Here is a 17673-nt window from a genome sequence, read left to right as displayed (position 1 = left end):
GCTTATTTCCTGAGTAAATTTTACGCTATCCTTTGCTCTGGACTCACTAAATAAAGGAACTCACCATGCTTCGGAAGGTATGCCTCCTGGGCATCGGCAGCACTTTGCTTGCAGGATGCTTTGGCACTCACACATCTCAGGCGCCCATCGCCACCACTTACCCCATCACTGAGCAGCAGAAAATGCAGGCAGCCCATCATTGGGATGTGCTTGCACAGCACCAGGCTGACATGCTGATCCAGAGTGACATGATCAAAAGCCAGCCGCTTTATATAAAAGGTGCCGATACGGCAACACCTTTCAGCACGGCGTTTGACAACCTGCTGACCAGCCAACTGGTCTCCAAAGGCGCATACATTAAAGCCAGCCCAAGCCAGGCTGCCGAGGTCAGCTACAAGGTTCAAGTGGTAGAGCACAAAGACCGCGGCCCCATCCGTGCACCTCAAGGCGCCATCACGACTCTGGCAGCAGGAATTGCCGTTGCAACAATTCCGTTCAATCATTGGGCAGAGCCCGCTCTTGCGCTGATTCCGGCCGCAGGGGCTGTAGACCTGTTCAGCGGCAGCTGGACCAGCGAGACAAACCAAGAGGTCGTAATAACCACCCAGGTTACCCTGTCTGATCAAGTGGTCTACTCAAATTCAAGCATCTACTACATCAATCCGGGTGACTTCGATCACTACAAGGTTCCCGCCAAAACCACCAAGACCGTTCAGGTCAACAATCAATGGTAATCAGGGAGGAGCCCAACATGCTTAAACGTTGCAAACACTACCTGACGGCGGGAGCGGTAGCTGTGATGCTGCTCGGCACCGCAGGATGCAGTACCAGCCAGCCAACAGCTTCAGCTCATTCCGCAGAAGTTGACCTGATCAGCGAAGTACGTGAAGCATCCAACCAGTTGATCAGCAAGTCCTCAGGCATCAACAGCCACGATCCTCTACTGGCTGCAACTTTTGCGGATATCGATGATCTTCAGCAGTCTTCCACTTTCGGTCGTGCGCTTACCGAGCAATTTACCAGTGCGCTGACCAGCAAGGGACTGCCCGTCATTGAAGTCAAAATGCGCGAAAGCCTCTTTATCAAAGAGCGTACCGGAGAGCTGATTCTCTCACGCAAACTGAATAGCCTTGTGGAAGCCCACGATGCGCAAGCCGTACTGCTTGGCACTTATGCCATGGGCGGTAATTACGTTTATGTTAACGTACGATTGGTGCGTACCAGCGACAACATTATCCTGGGTTCCCACGATTTCAGCTTGCCTCTGAATCGCGATATAAAGGCCATGCTGCCCCGACGCCGTTAAGCAATGACAACTTTCAAATGGATCGGCTCAAAGGAGCCGGTCTGTTTGAGTTGTACCCCTTAAGACACTCGATCAATACTCCCCCTGTCCTGATCCGCTCACTCTGGCATTGTCCCCGATATTAAAAGCCCGGGGCCTGAAGCACATTCAGGTCAAGCCGCAGGGGATGAAGGCAACTGCCAGTCAATAGGCTCACGTCCCTGCTCCAAGAGCCATTGGTTGGCCTGACTGAAGTGACGGCACCCCAGAAAACCGCGATGGGCAGAAAGTGGTGAGGGATGCGGAGCCTTGAGCACCCGGTGTTTGTTCTGATCGATACGAGCCCCCTTCTTCTGTGCATAACTGCCCCAGAGCATGAACACCACATGCTCACACCGCGCGTTGACCAGTTCGATGACACGGTCGGTAAACTGCTCCCAACCCTTGCCCTGATGCGCGTTGGCATTGCTCTGCTCTACGGTCATAACCGCATTCAGCAACAATACACCCTGCTGCGCCCAATGCTCCAGGTAACCGTGGTTGACCGGCTCGATACCCAGGTCGGACTGCAATTCTTTGTAGATATTCACCAGCGAAGGCGGAATGCGCACACCCGGCTTTACCGAGAAGCAAAGGCCGTGAGCCTGTCCAGGCTGATGATAGGGGTCCTGACCAATAATCACCACTTTTACGCGATCAAGCGGAGTGGCTTCCAGCGCATGGAACCAATCACTGGAGTGCGGAAAAATGACTTTGTGGGCAGCCTTCTCTGACTGCAGAAACCGTTTTAAGGTCTGCATATAGGGCTGTTCAAACTCCTGCTGCAGCCAGGGCTGCCAGCTGGGTGCCTTGTCCAGTGCCATGGGGGTCTCCCGAAAATTCACGCCGTAAACAAACAGGGCCACTTTAAAGTGGCCCTGTGGATAACTCAATATTGCCAGACGTCAGCCATTCAGCCGCGCGGACGCATGGCCGGGAACAGCAACACGTCACGAATGGAGGCTGAATCGGTAAACAGCATCACCAGACGGTCGATACCGATCCCCTCTCCCGCTGTCGGCGGCAAACCATATTCCAGAGCGTTGATGTAGTCGGCATCATAGTGCATCGCTTCATCGTCACCGGCATCCTTCTCTTCCACCTGCTTGCGGAAACGCTCGGCCTGATCTTCGGCATCGTTCAGCTCCGAGAAGCCGTTGGCCAGTTCACGGCCGGCCACGAAGAACTCGAATCGGTCGGTCACGTGCGGGTTGTTGTCATTGCAACGCGCCAGCGGGCTGACTTCAGTCGGGTACTCAGTGATAAAGGTCGGTTGATGCAGGCGGTGTTCGACAGTCTTCTCGAAAATTTCGATCTGTACCTTGCCCAACCCCCAGCTGTCCTTAACATCAATATCCATGCGCTCGGCGATCTGGCGAGCAGCCGCATCATCGGCCAGCGCCTCGGCGGTAATCTCCGGATTAAAGTGCAGAATGGAGTCGAACACGCTCATGCGGGTAAACGGTTTGCCCATGTCGTACTCGAAGGTTTCCAGCACTTCGCCTTCTTCGTTACGCACAGTGTTGACCACTACTGTGGTACCCAATACATCCTGGGCCACAGTACGCAGCATGTCTTCGGTCAGGTCCATCAGATCGTTGTAATCGGCGTAGGCCTGATAGAACTCGATCATGGTGAACTCAGGGTTATGCCGGGTCGAGAGCCCTTCATTACGGAAGTTGCGGTTGATCTCGAACACGCGTTCAAAACCACCCACCACCAGACGCTTGAGATACAGCTCCGGTGCGATACGCAGGTACATTTGCAGGTCCAGCGCATTGTGATGCGTAGTAAACGGACGCGCCGTGGCACCACCAGGAATCGGGTGCAGCATCGGCGTTTCGGCTTCGATGAAGCGTCGATCGATCAGGTACTTGCGAATGCCGGCGACGATCTTCGAGCGCATCTCGAACACCTTGCGCGACTGATCGTTCATGATCAGGTCGACATAACGTTGGCGATAGCGCATCTCCATGTCCTGCAGCCCCTTGAACTTGTCGGGCAACGGGCGCAGGCTCTTGGTCAGCAACTGGAACTCAGCCATGTCCACATACAGGTCGCCCTTGCCGGACTTGTGCAGCACGCCGCTGACGCCGATGATATCCCCCAGGTCTACGGTCTTGGCAAAGGCACGCGCGTCCTTGTTCACGTACAGCTGAATACGACCACTCATGTCCTGCAACACCATAAAGGCGCCGCGATTGAGCATCACACGGCCCGCCACGGCGACCCGGATACCGGCCTGCTCCAGCTCTTCCTTGCTCTTGTCACCATGCGCCTGCTGCAGATCTTCGGCGTAGCTGTCACGGCGGAAGGTATTGGGGAAGGCATTGCCTTCCTGACGCAGGGCGGCGAGTTTTTCGCGACGCTCGGCGATCAGGCGGTTTTCATCTTGCTGCACGGTTTGCTGCACGTTGTTGTCTGACATCGGGGTTACCTTAAAACGAATGCTTACAAGCCGGCCTTGAGGCTGGCTTCGATAAACTGATCCAGATCGCCGTCAAGCACGCGATCACAGTTGGAAGTCTGTACGCCAGTGCGCAGATCCTTGATGCGTTGATCATCCAGCACGTAGGAACGGATCTGACTGCCCCAGCCGATATCAGCCTTGGAGTCTTCCAGCTCCTGTGCCGCTTCACGACGCTTCATCATCTCCATTTCGTAGAGCTTGGCACGCAGCTGCTTCATACAGGTATCACGGTTTTGGTGCTGCGAACGCGCCGACTGACTCTGCACCACAATGCCGGAAGGCTCATGGGTAATACGCACGGCTGACTCGGTTCGGTTAACGTGCTGACCACCGGCACCGGATGCACGGTATACATCCACACGCAGATCAGCCGGATTGATTTCAATGTCCACGTTGTCGTCAATTTCCGGCGAGACAAATACCGAGGAGAAAGAGGTGTGGCGTCGACCACCGGAGTCGAACGGCGATTTACGCACCAGACGGTGAACACCGGTTTCGGTTCTCAGCCAGCCATAGGCGTATTCGCCCTCAAATCGGATAGTGGCAGATTTGATGCCGGCAACTTCACCACCGGACACTTCCAGCAACTCGGTCTTGAAGCCTCTACTCTCGCCCCAGCGCAGGTACATGCGCAACATCATGTTGGCCCAGTCCTGTGCCTCGGTTCCCCCTGACCCGGCCTGTATCTCCAGGAAGGCATTGTTCGCATCGGCCTCACCGGAGAACATGCGACGGAATTCAAGCTGTTCCAACTGTGAGCGCAGACGCTCGACATCTGCTTCAACTTCGGCGACAGTATCTTCGTCGTCTTCTTCTACCGCCATATCCAGCAGATCACGGGCATCGCTGATACCAATGGTCAGCTCGTCGATGGTTTTCACCACCGATTCAAGACCAGAGCGCTCACGGCCAAGTTGCTGTGCATTTTCTGGATTGTTCCACACACCCGGATCTTCCAGCTCACGCTCAACCTCTTCAAGCCGTTCACGCTTGCCATCATAATCAAGGTAGCCGCGCAGCGACTGAGTGCGCTCGCTGAACTCTTTCAGACTGTTGAGAATCGGATTGATTTCCATGGTGGGGCTACAAACTCGCTGCTTGGAAAAAGGGAGGTATTCTAACTGATCCTCGGCCCTGTTTGAACGATTGTGCAACAGTTCCTCAATCTCTGCCTGTATACTCGACTTGCATGCCAAGGTCAGCAAGAATGGCCTGATCGACTCAGGAGGGCCGCATGATAGGGAAACATCTTCTGCCAACAGCATTTATGGCGCTGCTGTCATCGCAGGCTCAGGCAGGTGTGCAGGAAACGCCTCAACTTCTGGATCTGACAGCCAGTGTCTATGGTTATCTGGCACTGCTGATCTTCCTGCTGGCCTACGTCTTCGTGGTCATGGAGGAGCGGCTTGCGTTGCGCAAGTCAAAGCCGGTCATCGTGGCGGCAGGCCTGATCTGGGTACTGGTCGGGCTCGCCTATCGCCAGCAGGGAGATCAAGTCACCGCCGGGGCCGAGCTGAGGCTGTATATTCTGGACTATGCCGAACTGTTCCTGTTTCTTCTGGCCGCCATGACCTTCGTGAATATGCTCGAAGAACGGCGTGTATTCGAGGCCCTGCGTACCTGGCTGGTTTCACGCGGTTTTTCACTGCGCAGTATCTACTGGATCACCGGCGTACTGACCTTCTGCATATCCCCCATTGCCGACAACCTTTCAACCGCCCTGCTGATGGGTGCCGTTGTGCTGGCTGTCGGCAACCATAATTATCGTTTTATTTCAGTGGGCTGCATTAATGTGGTTGTAGCCGCCAATGCCGGTGGTGCCTTCAGCCCATTTGGAGACATTACCACCTTGATGGTTTGGCAGCAGGGACATGTCTCTTTCACTCAGTTCTCGTATCTACTGTTGCCGGCGCTGGTGAACTGGCTGATACCGGCAGCACTGATGAGCCTTGCCATTAAAAATGGACGTCCTGGCGGCAGCCAGCGCCATCAACGCATGAAAAAAGGCGGTGTTACCATCATGCTGATGTTTCTCGGTACCATTATCGTCTCTGTACTGGTACACAGCATGCTGCACTTGCCACCGGTTCTGGGCATGATGACCGGGCTTGGGGTCTTGAAACTGTACGGCTACTACCTGAGCCTGCATGACCCCGTCTTTCGTGAACAGGGTCATATCACTCACCACCATACCGAGAACACAAGCAACCACAGCATGCTGCGTGGCGACCACACCGGCGTAGTGCGTCGGTTTGATATTTTCAAAGTAGTTGAGCGTGCCTCTTGGGACACTCTGATGTTTTTTTACGGCATCGTTTTGTGTGTGGGTGGCCTGGCCACACTGGGCTACCTGGCTGATTTTTCCACGCTGCTGTATGGCAGTCTTGGAATACCCCTGGCCAACAGCCTGATCGGTCTGCTTTCAGCGCTGGTGGATAATATCCCGATCATGTTTGCAGTACTGACGATGGACCCAGGGATGACGCTTGATCAATGGCTACTGGCGACCCTGACTGTCGGCACGGGTGGATCGCTGCTTTCAATCGGCTCAGCCGCTGGCGTGGCTTTAATGGGGCAGGCCCAGGGAACCTATACCTTCATGAGCCATCTGAAATGGAGCTGGGCCATCCTGCTGGGTTATGTGGCCAGCATTTTCTGTCACCTTTGGTTAACTGGACTCTGACATGACCGAACACTCTGCCAAACTGGAAAGGAAACCCGTCTGGGATATTTATGTGCGTCTGTTTCACTGGACCCTGGCCGCAAGCATTTTGTTTGCCTGGTGGACCAGCGAACAGGGCGGCAACTGGATGAGCTGGCACATGTATGCCGGCTATACAGTGCTTGGGCTGGTTCTGTTCCGCCTGATGTGGGGCTTTGCCGGCAGCCACCATGCTCGCTTCAGCGAATTCGTACGCTCACCGATTACCACGGCCCGCTACGCCCTTCAGATGCTGCAACGCCGCGAACCGCACCATCTGGGCCATAACCCGCTGGGAGGCTGGATGGTCGTGGCTTTGTTGCTACTGGCTGCAGCCCAGGCGAGTACGGGGCTCTTTGCCAATGATGAGATTATTACCGAAGGACCGCTGGTACACCTGATCAGTTACGACCTGAGTGTGGAGATCACTCGCTGGCACAAGTGGCTGTTTGATATTCTGCTGATCGCCATCGGCCTGCACCTGCTGGGCGTCATTTACCATCAGCTGTTCAAGCGCGAGAAGCTGGTTCAGGCCATGTTGCACGGGCGCAAGCCAGCCTCAGCAGATGCGCCAAGCTACCCGTTCGCCCCGTTCCTGCGTGGACTGCTGCTGGCTCTCGTTGCAGCTGCCATTGTCTGGAGCCTGCTCAACCTGCTTTGAATACAAACAGGGCGCCACATGGGGCGCCCTGTTTCAATTCAAGTTCTAACCGCTTGCAGTTCAGTCCTTGAAGTTGTCGTGGCAACCCTTGCAGGTCTTGCCCACCTCACCGAAAGCCGGACGAATCTGGTCCATGTCACCGGTTTTGGCCGCAGCCGCCAGCGCATCAGCCTTCTCGGCAAACATGTTCATGCCACCTTCAAACTTGTCCCAGTTCTGCTCAATCGCCGGCAGAGCGTCGGTATCACCCTCATAGGAACCTGCAATAAAACCCTCCAGCGGAAGCTTGCTCAGCTGAGCCACAATGTCTGCACGGCGTGCAAAGTCTTCTGCGTTGTAATCCTGTTTACCCTTGACCACTTCACCCATAGTGCCGAAGTGCCATTTAACAGCGCTGAATACGCCCTGACGGTATTTGATGGCATCTTCCGCTTCTGCCGCCAGCGCAGCCGTGCTGCCCAGCGCCATAACCCCTGCCAATCCAAGCATTGCGATCTTTTTCATATCGATTTCCCTTTTCATTGATGGTCTGAACGCAATTCTATATGAGCGCAACCTAATCAAACAAGTTCCCGATTTAAGGGGTATACTTTGAGTCTTTTGGCAGACAACACGTTTCATGCAGACTTCCACTCTTTTCACCCTGCGACTGTTGATCCCCTTTGCACTGGGCTACTGGCTGTCCTACCTGTTTCGTGTCATCAATGCTGTGGTCGCCCCCGAGATCATGGCTGAGCTGGGTATCAGCGCTGCCACTCTGGGTCTTATTTCCAGTGCCTACTTTCTGACCTTCGCAGCCTGCCAGATTCCGCTGGGCATTCTGCTGGACCGTTATCAGACTCGAGATGTAGCATCCGCCCTGCTGTTGTTCGCCGCCGCCGGCAGTCTCACTTTCGCAATGGCCGAAAGCAGCCTTATGCTTTGGATTGGGCGTGGCCTGATCGGCATCGGTGTTTCGGCCTGCCTGATGGCGGCCTTCAAGTGCTATACCAGCTGGCTGAAGCGGGAGCAGCTTCCCGCTATCAACGGCCTGCAGTTGACCAGTGGCGGACTCGGCGCGCTCACGGCTACCGCCCCTGTCGAATTTGCCCTGACATTCACCGACTGGCGTGGAATTTTCATGGCGACAGCCGTGTTCAGCATCCTGATCGCGGCCCTGGTACGCGGATGCATACCCAAAACGGCAATGAAAAGGCCTTCAGAGGGCATCGTGGCCCTGCTGAGCCAGACTTGGGCCGTCGTGCGCACCCCAGCCTTCTATCAACTGGCACCGGCCAGCATGCTGTCGCAGTCGGTTTTTATCGCGACCCAGTCTCTCTGGGCCGGCCTGTGGCTGCAGCAAGTCAGCGCCCTGAGTGCCAGTGCCGCTGCCGGCGTGCTGTTTGTCTCTGCCGCCAGCATGGTAGCCGGATTTCTGTTACTGGGATTCATCACCGGCCGCCTGAACCGGCTGGGCATCAGCACGCCCAGTGTCAGTTTTACCGGCATGCTGTGCTTCACGCTCGCGTTGCTGTGGATCCAGATTCAGCCCGGTGAGGCCAACCTGCTGGCCTGGGCGGTATTCGGCTTTTTCGGGACGTCAGGTACGCTGATGTTCGCAGGCCTTAGTCAGCAGTTTCCGGTTGCGATCAGTGCACGGGTCAGCACCAGCCTGAACCTGGGCATTTTTCTGGGTGCATTCATTGTGCAATGGGGAATGGGTGCGGTGATCAGTCTGTGGCCATCCGAAGATGGCCAACATTATCCCGCCACGGCCTTTCGCTGGGCTCTGGCGGGGGCAACACTGCTGCAGGTATCTGGATTGCTCTGGTACCTGATCTGTCGCTGGCGGGGAGCCCGTCAGGCCTCAAATGCGGCCAATACCTGAGGCATCCAGGTACGGATTCGCTCTTCACTCAAGCCATGCTCACCGTCTTCATCCAATGCCAGGCCCACAAAGTAGCACTTGTCTTGAGTTAAAGCTTTTGACGCCTCGAAGCGGTAACCGTCTACCGGCCAGGGTACAACCACCTCCCCACCTGCTTCCTGCAACACCTCGTTGAGCGCTCCCATTGCATCCAGAAACCACTCGCCGTAGCCAAGCTGATCCCCCAGGCCGAACAGAGCGATCTTCTTGCCGCTGAAATCCAGTGCCTGCAAGGCAGACCAATGCTCATCCCAGTCCTCCTGCAATTCACCAAAATCCCAGGTCGGAATACCCATGATCAGGTATTGATACTGTGCCATTTCGACCACACCCTCGGTCGCAATGTCATGCAAATGAATTTGTTCAGGCAGCAGCGCCGCAATCTGCTCTGCAATCATTTCGGTGTTGCCCGTGGTGCTGGCATAAAACAGGCCGATGGGGGTACTCATAGCAATTCTCGATTATCAGCTGCCTGCGCGTATCCATATGCGCTCAGGTGGAAAGGTGATCATGTCCTGTACATAAATGAAAAAGCAGCCCTGCGGGCTGCTTGATAACGCTGGTACAGCTTACTTCTTATTGCCGGTCATGGCATCCATGGAGCCTTGTGCCAGCTGCTGCATCGCCTGTTGAGCTGAGGTCAGGGCTTTCAGATTCTGTTCATTGGCCGCTCGCAGGGTTTCTTCCAGCTCCTTGGCATAGGCCTGCTGCAGTTCAATCAGGTCATTCGGCGTCTTGCACTTCTGCAGTTCGCTGGTTTGCTGCATGGTTGCTTCGATGCATGCCTTGGTACACTCCATCTGCTGGCGGGTCAGCTCCTCCAGCATTTTGGTCTGGATGTTCACCAGATCACGGAAAGGTCCCATCGATTCGGTCATCTGCTTTGTCATATCCTGAAACATTGTTTGCCCCCTTGGCACTTGTTGTGAATATACATAATTAATCACTATAGACTGAAAGCCGCAAGTCTGGTGCGTTAGACTTGAGATTCTAATTCAGTTCCACTCTTAAACACGAGGTGTACCGATGCGCATGCTGCACACCATGTACCGGGTTACTGACCTGGAAAAATCGCTTTCCTTCTATACTGAAGTCCTCGGGATGCGTCTGCTACGCCGCAAGGACTACCCGGAAGGCCGTTTCACACTGGCATTTGTCGGCTTTGGTGACGAAACTGACAATACCGTTCTGGAACTCACCCACAACTGGGACACCGATCAGTATGACCTTGGCACCGGCTATGGTCATATCGCTATCGAAGTGGATGATGTGTACGAGGCCTGCGACCAGATCAAGGCAAAAGGAGGACAGGTGGTGCGAGAAGCCGGTCCGATGAAGAACTCAACTTCAGGTACGATTCTGGCATTTGTGCGCGATCCTGACGGGTACATGATCGAGCTGCTCAGCCCCCAGCGCGGGGACTGAGCCTAATAGCATCAGGTACGGAATTTCGCCGTCATGCTTTGTAGTTCCGCTGCCAGCCGTGACAGTTCATGGCTGGCAGTTTCGGTCTGGGTTGCCCCGGCTGCGGATTCCTGAGCGTTGTCGTTGATGGTCACCAGAGAGCGGTTGATCTCTTCGGCAACGCTGCTCTGCTCCTCAGATGCACTTGCAATCTGGGCGTTCAGGTCGGTGATGCGCTTGACCGCTTCTGAAATGCGGCGCAGCGCTTCACCAGCTTTCTCGGCCTGCTCGCCGGTCAGTTCTGCACGTTCCTGGCTCACTTTCATCGCCGTAACGGCATCACGCGTTCCAACCTGGAGACGGCCGATCACCTGCTGAATCTCTTCAGTTGACTCCTGGGTGCGCTGAGCCAGTGAACGAACCTCATCCGCCACCACAGCGAAGCCCCGTCCCTGATCACCTGCACGAGCCGCTTCGATGGCCGCGTTCAGGGCCAGCAAATTGGTCTGTTCTGCAATGCCGCGAATCACATCGACCACACTGCCTATGCTTTCACTGTCCTGCTCCACCACGGCTATCTGTGCTGCAACCTTGCGCACCTGGTCGACCAGATCACTGGTCGCACGAGCCGCATCCACGACAACCCGGTTACCGGAATCGGCCTCGTCATGCGTGGATCGCGCTTCCTGATCCGCCCTTTCGGCGCTGCCGGCCACTTCCTGTACCGTCGACACCATTTCGTTCATGGCTGCCGCAACCTGCTCCACTTCGGCACGCTGGCTGTTGATCGTCTGGCTTGAGTGGCTGCTGATGCTGCTCATCTCTTCAGCTGCAGCCGCCAATTGGGTGGTCGCACCGGAGATATGCCCTACCAGACTTTGCATCTGGGCCAGCATCTTGTTAAAGCTGCCAGCGATATGGCTGAGTTCGTTGTCACCCTCGATTTCGGCACGCAGACGCAGATCAGAATTGGTGGCAACGTTATCCATTACATCCTGTAAATGCTCAAGCGGCTGACGAATGGAGCGGTAAATCAGCAAGCCCAGCAACGCCAGCACTACCACAACGGCAGCTGACAAACCGATCTGAAATGCGCGCTGACGTTCATACCTTTGGCGCAATTCCTGACGCATCTGATCTGCTTCACTCAATTGCAGGTCAACCAGCTCTGCCACCTTTTCGCTGATCGGGTCAACATCGGCGTAGAGGTCCCCGTTAAAACCGTACATGTCACCGTAGGTCAGTCCGCTGAGCGTTTTCATGCGCTCAATCAGTTTTTCAATCGCACTGTCCGCACGCTTGAGCAGACCATCGGCTTCCTGTACCAGCTTCTGCTCCTGCGGGGTCAGGTCAGTGGAAGTGTAGTGTTGCCAGTCCTGCTTGATTTTTTCGCGCGCCTGGATGACAACGGCCAAGCCGTCTTCGGCCTTCATCAGACTCTTGTCGACCTTATTGACCGTATCAATAATGTTAACTGCATAGTTATCCGACACGTTTTTCAGCAGTTCAAGCGGTACGATCCGGTCCACATAGAGCTGATCAATGCCCTGGTTAGCCTTGTTCAATTCAATCAGGGAGGTGATCACAATAACGAGCAGACCGATAATCGGCAGCACCGACCCCAGCACCAGTTTGCTCCTGATGGTCATTCGTTTCAGCATTTCGGGCTCCTGTCAGGCGTTCAGCAGAAGATTCAGGGCAGGTGCCGCTGAGCAATCTTTTCCTGTACAATAGACATATTAGAAGTGGCTTATACGGATGAAAGTTCAAGTTTCAACTCGTACTAAAGTAGAAGCATTATCTTGTACTATCAGTCCGGTCACAACTGTTGTATCCGTCTGTACACCCGATTCGGTGGAAGCCGTTGCAACACGACTTCCTGAAATGCATCAATAACGATGATGAAGGCATGGCTTCAATGAACAAATCTACCCTTCTTGCAGCAGCAGGCCTGCTGTTTTCCCTGCACACCACATCAGCACTTGCCGCCAGCGTCGACGCGGCCCAACGCGCCATCGATGCCGGCGATTACACCAAAGCCCTTTCCGAGCTGGAAAGCCTGGTCAAGAATCAGGACCCAGCCGCACTGAACCTGCAGGGCCAGATGTACGAGAACGGCTGGGGTGTTGAAAAAAACACCGATATAGCCCGTCGCTACTATGAAAGCGGTGCCCGGCAAGGGCATCTGGATAGCGTCAACAGCCTGCGCGCATTGAAGAACCGGGAATACAAGGTCGAATTTGATCGCCTGTTGCCTCAGGCTCAGAATGGTGACGCCGAAGCCCAGAACCGTATCGGCGAAATGTATGAGTTCGGCCAGGGCGTTGCCCGCGACAATGACGAAGCCCTCAAGTGGTATCGCAGTGCCGCCGATCAGGATGTAGTGGCTGCCTGGCATAACCTGGGCCGCAGCTACAACTTCGGCACGGGTGTTGAGCAGGACTATGCTCAGGCCGAACAGTGGTATCGCAAGGCGGCTGAGCAGGGCCACATGGATGCCATGTTCTTCCTGGGCACGCTTTACTCCAACAGTCATGGACAGGACACCAGCATCGATACCAACATTCTGGCCTACGCCTGGATGCACAACGCGGCCGAAATGGGCAACGGCACTGCCCGCGCCATCGAGGCTCGCCTGTTGATGAAGCTGGATGAATCTCAACTGGAGGAAGCCCAGTCTCTGGCCGAGCGCTACAAGGCCAAGTTCGTCACGCCATTCAAGTAATGCCCTCTCCCTGCCAGCACCGCTGGCAGGGTTTCACCCTGATACCGCCCTGGTGCTACAATCCGTCGCCAACCCAACCGATGGATCCGGACATGCCGATGCACCGCCCCTTTGCTGAAGAGTTTACCGACACCCGCCCGGCCTCACTGGTCAAGCGCCTGCTGGCCATGGTGTATGACGCATTGCTGGTAATTGCGATCTGGATGATTGTAGGTGGGGTCGGTGTCATGCTGAACGATGGCGAAGCGATCAGCGCCCAGACCAGTTCACCCTCAGCGGTTGCCCTGTTCAACTCGGCGCTGTTTTGTATCACATTTCTGTTTTTCGGCTTTTTCTGGACCCGCAATGGACAGACACTGGGCATGCTCGCCTGGCGCCTCCGAGTTCAGACACTTGAAGGCGGCCGCCTGAGCTGGAGCAAGGCGCTGGTGCGATTCCTCTGCGCCATCCCATCCCTGGGCCTGTGCGGCATCGGCCTGCTCTGGATGCTGTTCACGGATGAGCGCCTGAGCTGGCATGACCGCTGGTCAGGCAGCTGTATTGTTCAGCTGCCCAAACCCTCACCACAAAAACCGTAATCAATCTGAAGTTTAACCCGCTCGACGCAGCAGCCAGCCACCTGCCACCATGCACAGCAGCACTGGCAGCACTACTGCGATGAAGGGTGGGAAGCCAAACACGGTACTGGCCGGACCAAGCAGGTCCTGTGCAAATTTGAACAGTAAACCGAACACAACCCCCGCAATCACCCGCTGGCCGACCGTCACGCTGCGCAGTGGACCAAAAATGAATGAAACACCAATCAGCACCAGTGCCAAAATTGCCAGGGGCTGCAACAGCTTGGTCCAGAACGCCAGCAGATAGGTATCCGCATTGACCCCCTGGGCCTGAAGATAACTCGAATAGGACCAGAGGCCACTGATCGGAAGATCCACCGGTTCAACCACGATCACCGACAGAAGATCGGGCGTCAGTCCACTCTTCCATGACTCTTGAGACTGCTGCGACGCTTGGGTACGCCCTTCTTCGGTGAACTCGGTCGTGCTCACATCCTCTAACTGCCACCGCTCCGACTCATAGCGCCCAATTCGCGCATAGCTCGCCTCTGCCAGTTGGCGGGACTCATCAAACCGATAGCGGGTGACGCCATGAATCACGCCCCCCGGTTCTACCGCATTGATATGAATAAAGAGGCGATCTTCACGGTGCCAGATACCATAGCGTGAACTCAGCGCACCACCACCGGCCTGTGCAAGCGCCTTGAGACTTTGGGCACGCTGCTCGGTATAGGGCGCGATAAACTGCCCCAACACCAGCGCGAACAGCGCCAACACCAGCACCGGCTTGAACACCGCAACAAGAATGCGTCGGGTAGAAAAACCTGCCGCTCGCATGACAGTAAGTTCACTGTGACTGGCCAGCATACCCAGGCCAATCAGGCAACCCACCAGACTGCTCAAGGGGATAAACTCATAAATCCGGCGCGGAGTAGTCAGCATCAGGTATTCAAGCACACCCACAAAGGTGTAGTGATCATCGACATCATCCAGCTGATCCAGCAGCGCCGAGACAAGGTCCAGACCGACCACCACCAGCAATACAGCCAAAATGGCGCCAATAACATGACGGGCAATGTACCACTCAAGCTTCATCATGCAGACTTCCTCCAACTGACATGCGGCAGACGCTTCCGGACACGATTGATCTGTGCGCCCCAGAAACGCTCCACCAGAATCAGATTGGCAGCCAGTGCCAGGAAGATCGCATGCACCAGCCACAGCAGCCACACGCCAGCCTCGCCATCCTCAACGGCTGAACGCGCACTGGTCAGCAATGATAGATAGAGCAGGTACAAGACAATGGACGGAATCAGTTTGGCAAAGCGGCCCTGACGTGGATTGGTTCGGCTCATCGGCACCGCAATCAATGTCACGATAAAGGCCAGCACCGGCAAAGACAGGCGCCAGTGCAACCGGGCCTGTTCACGCGGCTGCTCGCTGTCTACGAGTGCCAGCGTCGGCTGTGCATCCAGCTCCGTCACCTCACGCGCCAACTCTGCCTCGGGCAGGCTTATGCCGTACTCCCGATAACCGGTGCGGGTATACTCCGCTGAGCCGGGCACACCATCAAAGCGATACCCCTGCTGCAGCACCAGAAAGCGACCACCATATTCCGGCAAAATGACGCGCTCAGCCTGCTCAGCCAACAGCACCACCGGTTCGCCGTTCTCGTTTCGCTGTGCAATAAACACCTCGCGCAGCTGGCCGCTTTCGCTGTCAAACGATTCAGCATAGGTGACCTGCCGGCCGCCCGTCTGAGACTGGAACCGGCCCGGTGTCAGCAGCTCCAGTTCGCTTCTGGACTCTTGAATACTGAAGATCTCTTCCGACTTGGTAGCACCAAGGGGAGCAAGCCAGAGCGTCATCACCGCCACCAGCAGTGCCACCAGCGAAGCCGGCCCAAGTGCATACAGCACCAGCCTTTTTTGACTGATGCCACAGGCCCTCAACACCACCATCTCGCTGTCGAGATAGAGACGTCCGAACGCCAGCAGAATGCCGAGAAAAAGTCCCAGCGGCAGCAAAAGTTCGAGAAAACCGGGAATACGCCAAAGCAGGACCCAGAACACAAAAGCTGCATCCAGCTTGCCGGTCGCAGCATCGGCCAGATATTTAATCAGGCGTGCACTGGTGATAATCAGCAGCAGTACAGAGGTAACAGCCAGAGTTGAAATCAACGCCTCACGGGCGAGGTAACGGAAGATAATCAAAACAGATTCCCTTTCACCGCCATGGTTTCCAATCGGAGAAATGGTTTATAGTGCGCGTTGGATCTAGCTATGAACTGCGCGGCACAACGTTCGGCACCGGACCGGTTACATCACCGGGATGCCTGACATCAAGCAAGCCCCGCATTATCACCCAATCAGTCTGCAATGTCTTGTACGGAGTCGTCATGGATTTTGAGATTATCAACGGCAGTGTCGAAACACTGGAAACCGAATGCATCGTAGTTGCACTGGAAGCCGAGGGTAAACTCTGCCCCTCCGCAGAGGCGATCGACACGGCTGCCAACGGCTACCTGAGCGACCTGATCAACAGTGGCGACATCAGTGGCAAGGCCGGTGAACAGCTGCTGCTGTTCAAGGTACCGGGCATCAAGGCCAATCGTGTCCTGCTGGTGGGTTTGGGCAAGCCTGAGGAGCGCAAGGATCGTCATTACCGCAAGCTGATCAAGGGCATCACCGCCACCCTGAAAAAATCGGGCATCGGCTCAGTACTGTTTGCACTCGATGGCTGCGCCAGCGAACAGGACGATGTGTACCGCGAAACCCGTCAGCTGGTGGAATGGATCTCGGCTGATTTCTATCAGTACGATGAGACCAAGAGCAAGAAAGCCGATCCGATCAAGCTTGAACAGATCATGATCAAGCTTGACGAAGAGGACATCGAACTGGGTGAAGGCGCCCTGCTCGATGGCGTGGCCATCGCCAACGGTGTTGATACAGCCCGCGAAGTGGGCAACCTGCCGGGTAACATCTGCACACCTGTCTATCTGGCCGAGCGTGCACAGGCGCTGGCGGAAGAGTTCGAGGAATTGCAGGTCAATGTGCTGGATGAAGAGCAGATGGCCGAGCTGGGCATGAACGCACTGCTGGCTGTTGGCAAAGGCAGCGCCCAGCCTTCACAGCTGATCGTGATCGAATACCGTGGCGGCGAGGACGATGAAAAGCCCCATGCACTGGTCGGCAAAGGCATCACCTTTGACACTGGCGGCATCAGCCTGAAGCCGGGCGCCGGCATGGACGAGATGAAGTTCGACATGTGCGGTGCGGCCAGCGTACTCGGTACCATGGAAGCGCTGGCCGAGATGCAGCTGCCGATCAACGTAGTTGGTATCATTGCCGCCGCCGAGAACATGCCCGGCAGCAAGGCCACCAAGCCGGGTGATATCGTCACCACCATGTCCGGACAGACCGTTGAGATTCTCAACACCGATGCCGAAGGCCGTCTGGTGCTGTGTGATGCACTCACCTATGCCGGTCATTTCGAGCCTCAATCCGTGGTCGATATTGCCACCCTGACCGGTGCCTGCATCATCGCCCTGGGCCATCAGGCTACCGGCGTACTTTCCAACAACGAAGAACTCGCCTCCGCACTGCTGGAAGCCGGTGACTATGCAGCCGACCGCGGCTGGCCGCTGCCGCTGTGGGATGAGTTCCAGGAGCAGCTGGACTCCAACTTCGCTGATATCGCCAACATCGGTGGCCGAGCGGCAGGCACCATCACCGCAGCCTGCTTCCTGTCCCGCTTTACCAAGGAGTACAACTGGGCTCACCTGGATATCGCCGGTGTTGCCTGGAACAGCAACGGCAAGGAGAAGGGCGCAACCGGACGCTGCGTGCCCATGCTGTGTCAGTACCTGCTGGATTTAGCCGAGCAGGTCGAGATTGACGAGCACGACCACGACCACGGGGAATAA

At 55.8% G+C, this 17673-nt stretch carries 18 protein-coding genes; 9 read left to right on the top strand and 9 right to left on the bottom strand.

From position 1 onward, the window contains the following. Window positions 1-65 precede the first annotated feature (65 nt). Both ABIE61_RS13335 and ABIE61_RS13330 read left to right on the top strand, forming a co-directional pair. Window positions 66-734 (top strand): hypothetical protein, encoded by a 669-nt coding sequence (locus ABIE61_RS13335; RefSeq protein WP_091827821.1) that lies wholly within the window; start codon window positions 66-68, stop codon window positions 732-734. 17 nt (window positions 735-751) lie between these two features. Beyond that, window positions 752-1306, top strand: coding sequence for a FlgO family outer membrane protein (locus ABIE61_RS13330; RefSeq protein ID WP_091827822.1), 555 nt, complete (start codon window positions 752-754; stop codon window positions 1304-1306). A 152-nt stretch (window positions 1307-1458) separates the two neighbouring features. Here ABIE61_RS13330 and ung read toward each other — a convergent pair whose 3' ends face one another. The 3 genes from ung to prfB form a co-directional block, all read right to left on the bottom strand. Then, window positions 1459-2148 carry a uracil-DNA glycosylase gene (gene ung / locus ABIE61_RS13325; RefSeq protein WP_354410263.1) on the bottom strand — a complete coding sequence of 230 codons (690 nt, stop codon included), beginning with the start codon at window positions 2146-2148 and terminating at the stop codon, window positions 1459-1461. Between the two features lie 89 nt (window positions 2149-2237). Further along, a complete protein-coding gene (gene lysS / locus ABIE61_RS13320; protein WP_354410260.1) occupies window positions 2238-3752 on the bottom strand; it encodes a lysine--tRNA ligase in 1515 nt (504 codons plus the stop codon). A 23-nt stretch (window positions 3753-3775) separates the two neighbouring features. Continuing rightward, window positions 3776-4870, bottom strand: a complete 1095-nt coding sequence (gene prfB / locus ABIE61_RS13315) for a peptide chain release factor 2 (RefSeq protein WP_091827825.1) — start codon at window positions 4868-4870, stop codon at window positions 3776-3778. 158 nt (window positions 4871-5028) lie between these two features. On the opposite strand from prfB, the gene nhaD reads away from it, so the two are divergent. Then, the gene (gene nhaD / locus ABIE61_RS13310) at window positions 5029-6477 is read left to right on the top strand and encodes a sodium:proton antiporter NhaD (protein WP_354410256.1); all 1449 of its coding nucleotides are present in this window, start codon (window positions 5029-5031) and stop codon (window positions 6475-6477) included. A 1-nt stretch (window position 6478) separates the two neighbouring features. After that, window positions 6479-7156 carry a cytochrome b/b6 domain-containing protein gene (locus tag ABIE61_RS13305; RefSeq protein ID WP_206835599.1) on the top strand — a complete coding sequence of 226 codons (678 nt, stop codon included), beginning with the start codon at window positions 6479-6481 and terminating at the stop codon, window positions 7154-7156. Between the two features lie 60 nt (window positions 7157-7216). Here the strand turns inward: ABIE61_RS13305 and ABIE61_RS13300 are convergent, their stop codons facing one another. After that, window positions 7217-7660 carry a c-type cytochrome gene (locus ABIE61_RS13300; protein ID WP_091827828.1) on the bottom strand — a complete coding sequence of 148 codons (444 nt, stop codon included), beginning with the start codon at window positions 7658-7660 and terminating at the stop codon, window positions 7217-7219. A gap of 115 nt (window positions 7661-7775) precedes the next feature. On the opposite strand from ABIE61_RS13300, the gene ABIE61_RS13295 reads away from it, so the two are divergent. Then, entirely contained in the window at window positions 7776-9023 is a 1248-nt protein-coding gene (locus ABIE61_RS13295) for an MFS transporter (RefSeq protein ID WP_354410253.1), read from the top strand. Here the strand turns inward: ABIE61_RS13295 and fldB are convergent. Together fldB and ABIE61_RS13285 are read right to left on the bottom strand one after the other, a co-directional pair. Next, window positions 8996-9511 carry a flavodoxin FldB gene (gene fldB / locus ABIE61_RS13290; RefSeq protein WP_354410250.1) on the bottom strand — a complete coding sequence of 172 codons (516 nt, stop codon included), beginning with the start codon at window positions 9509-9511 and terminating at the stop codon, window positions 8996-8998. The two genes, ABIE61_RS13295 and fldB, sit on opposite strands and share 28 nt — an antisense overlap. Before the next feature lie 120 nt (window positions 9512-9631). Then, on the bottom strand, window positions 9632-9964 hold the full coding sequence (locus tag ABIE61_RS13285; RefSeq protein ID WP_091827831.1) for a phasin family protein: 333 nt from the start codon (window positions 9962-9964) through the stop codon (window positions 9632-9634). A 124-nt stretch (window positions 9965-10088) separates the two neighbouring features. Here ABIE61_RS13285 and gloA point away from each other — a divergent pair, with 124 nt between their 5' ends. Further along, window positions 10089-10487 (top strand): lactoylglutathione lyase, encoded by a 399-nt coding sequence (gene gloA, locus ABIE61_RS13280; protein WP_354410247.1) that lies wholly within the window; start codon window positions 10089-10091, stop codon window positions 10485-10487. 11 nt (window positions 10488-10498) lie between these two features. Here the strand turns inward: gloA and ABIE61_RS13275 are convergent, their stop codons facing one another. Then, window positions 10499-12127, bottom strand: coding sequence for a methyl-accepting chemotaxis protein (locus ABIE61_RS13275; RefSeq protein WP_354410244.1), 1629 nt, complete (start codon window positions 12125-12127; stop codon window positions 10499-10501). 257 nt (window positions 12128-12384) lie between these two features. On the opposite strand from ABIE61_RS13275, the gene ABIE61_RS13270 reads away from it, so the two are divergent. Both ABIE61_RS13270 and ABIE61_RS13265 read left to right on the top strand, forming a co-directional pair. Beyond that, on the top strand, window positions 12385-13191 hold the full coding sequence (locus ABIE61_RS13270) for a tetratricopeptide repeat protein (RefSeq protein ID WP_354410242.1): 807 nt from the start codon (window positions 12385-12387) through the stop codon (window positions 13189-13191). Between the two features lie 92 nt (window positions 13192-13283). Continuing rightward, a complete protein-coding gene (locus tag ABIE61_RS13265; RefSeq protein ID WP_242530004.1) occupies window positions 13284-13769 on the top strand; it encodes an RDD family protein in 486 nt (161 codons plus the stop codon). A gap of 12 nt (window positions 13770-13781) precedes the next feature. Here the strand turns inward: ABIE61_RS13265 and lptG are convergent, their stop codons facing one another. Together lptG and lptF are read right to left on the bottom strand one after the other, a co-directional pair. Continuing rightward, window positions 13782-14846, bottom strand: coding sequence for an LPS export ABC transporter permease LptG (lptG, locus tag ABIE61_RS13260; protein ID WP_354410240.1), 1065 nt, complete (start codon window positions 14844-14846; stop codon window positions 13782-13784). Beyond that, window positions 14843-15961: an LPS export ABC transporter permease LptF gene (gene lptF / locus ABIE61_RS13255; RefSeq protein WP_354410238.1), complete on the bottom strand. Its 1119-nt coding sequence runs from the start codon at window positions 15959-15961 to the stop codon at window positions 14843-14845. Before lptF ends, lptG begins: the two co-directional genes overlap by 4 nt. A 185-nt stretch (window positions 15962-16146) precedes the next feature. Between lptF and ABIE61_RS13250 the strand changes: the two genes are divergently transcribed. Beyond that, window positions 16147-17673, top strand: a complete 1527-nt coding sequence (locus ABIE61_RS13250; RefSeq protein ID WP_354410235.1) for a leucyl aminopeptidase — start codon at window positions 16147-16149, stop codon at window positions 17671-17673.

The sequence above is a fragment of the Marinobacterium sp. MBR-111 genome (genome assembly GCF_040547585.1).
In the GTDB taxonomy this organism is placed as follows: domain Bacteria; phylum Pseudomonadota; class Gammaproteobacteria; order Pseudomonadales; family Balneatricaceae; genus Marinobacterium; species Marinobacterium iners.
Note: the sequence above shows the minus strand (reverse complement) of the source record. Positions and strands in the feature narration are given on the sequence as shown.

Excerpts from the sequence above, each read along its gene's own strand:
- ABIE61_RS13335 (WP_091827821.1), top strand. The coding sequence starts at position 66 with ATGCTTCGGAAGGTATGCCTCCTGGGCATCGGCAGCACTTTGCTTGCA.
- ABIE61_RS13330 (WP_091827822.1), top strand. The coding sequence starts at position 752 with ATGCTTAAACGTTGCAAACACTACCTGACGGCGGGAGCGGTAGCTGTG.
- ung (WP_354410263.1), bottom strand. The coding sequence starts at position 2,148 with ATGGCACTGGACAAGGCACCCAGCTGGCAGCCCTGGCTGCAGCAGGAG.
- lysS (WP_354410260.1), bottom strand. The coding sequence starts at position 3,752 with ATGTCAGACAACAACGTGCAGCAAACCGTGCAGCAAGATGAAAACCGC.
- prfB (WP_091827825.1), bottom strand. The coding sequence starts at position 4,870 with ATGGAAATCAATCCGATTCTCAACAGTCTGAAAGAGTTCAGCGAGCGC.
- nhaD (WP_354410256.1), top strand. The coding sequence starts at position 5,029 with ATGATAGGGAAACATCTTCTGCCAACAGCATTTATGGCGCTGCTGTCA.
- ABIE61_RS13305 (WP_206835599.1), top strand. The coding sequence starts at position 6,479 with ATGACCGAACACTCTGCCAAACTGGAAAGGAAACCCGTCTGGGATATT.
- ABIE61_RS13300 (WP_091827828.1), bottom strand. The coding sequence starts at position 7,660 with ATGAAAAAGATCGCAATGCTTGGATTGGCAGGGGTTATGGCGCTGGGC.
- ABIE61_RS13295 (WP_354410253.1), top strand. The coding sequence starts at position 7,776 with ATGCAGACTTCCACTCTTTTCACCCTGCGACTGTTGATCCCCTTTGCA.
- fldB (WP_354410250.1), bottom strand. The coding sequence starts at position 9,511 with ATGAGTACCCCCATCGGCCTGTTTTATGCCAGCACCACGGGCAACACC.
- ABIE61_RS13285 (WP_091827831.1), bottom strand. The coding sequence starts at position 9,964 with ATGTTTCAGGATATGACAAAGCAGATGACCGAATCGATGGGACCTTTC.
- gloA (WP_354410247.1), top strand. The coding sequence starts at position 10,089 with ATGCGCATGCTGCACACCATGTACCGGGTTACTGACCTGGAAAAATCG.
- ABIE61_RS13275 (WP_354410244.1), bottom strand. The coding sequence starts at position 12,127 with ATGCTGAAACGAATGACCATCAGGAGCAAACTGGTGCTGGGGTCGGTG.
- ABIE61_RS13270 (WP_354410242.1), top strand. The coding sequence starts at position 12,385 with ATGAACAAATCTACCCTTCTTGCAGCAGCAGGCCTGCTGTTTTCCCTG.
- ABIE61_RS13265 (WP_242530004.1), top strand. The coding sequence starts at position 13,284 with ATGCCGATGCACCGCCCCTTTGCTGAAGAGTTTACCGACACCCGCCCG.
- lptG (WP_354410240.1), bottom strand. The coding sequence starts at position 14,846 with ATGATGAAGCTTGAGTGGTACATTGCCCGTCATGTTATTGGCGCCATT.
- ABIE61_RS13250 (WP_354410235.1), top strand. The coding sequence starts at position 16,147 with ATGGATTTTGAGATTATCAACGGCAGTGTCGAAACACTGGAAACCGAA.